Genomic DNA, 667 nt, shown 5'->3' with positions numbered 1-667 from the left:
CGCCGAAGCATCCTCGGATGCCTCGGCAACCTCGGCTACCGCCGCGAACTCATCGGCCAACGTATCGGCAGCGGCCGCAGCCAACGGTGACAACACCTCGAACACCAACGGTGCCGCAAGCGCGGCGGCTCAGGGCAACGCATCGGCAGCGGCAAACTCCGCCGCCATCGCAGACGCCTCGACCACCGCATCCAGCGATGCCGCAGCCAACGGTACCGCTACCGCTAACCCGGAGGCAGCAGCCACCGCGACCACCGCAACCGACGCTAACGCCACGGCAGACGCCAACGCCGCAGCCGACCCGCAGGCCGCAGCGACCGCCAACACCGCAGCAGACGCAAACGCCACCGCAACCGCGGATGCCGGAGCAGACGCCAGCGCCAGCCCGACCGCTGACGCAACCGCAGACGCAACCGCAGACGCGAACGCCACGGCAACCGCCGACGCAACCGCCGACGCAGGAGCAACCGCCGATGCGGCAGCAACGGGAACGGCCACCGCCGACCCCGCAGCCACCGCAACCGCTGATGCCGACGCAACCGGAACGGCCACCGCCGACCCGGGTGCAGCAGCCACCGCAACCGCTGATGCCGACGCAACCGGAACGGCCACCGCCGACCCGGGCGCAGAAGCAACCGCCACGTCCGATGCCGCCACCACGGCAGAT

General features: G+C 71.2%; 1 protein-coding gene. It reads left to right on the top strand.

Annotation, left to right across the window (positions count from 1 at the left end; translation table 11 throughout):
• Positions 1-667 (top strand): hypothetical protein (locus IE92_RS18605; protein WP_030149547.1); only part of this gene is annotated, 667 nt, incomplete at both ends.

Source organism: Mycetocola saprophilus (genome assembly GCF_000718085.1).
Classification (GTDB): Bacteria; Actinomycetota; Actinomycetes; order Actinomycetales; family Microbacteriaceae; genus Mycetocola; species Mycetocola saprophilus.
This window is presented reverse-complemented; position numbering and strand designations above follow the sequence as displayed.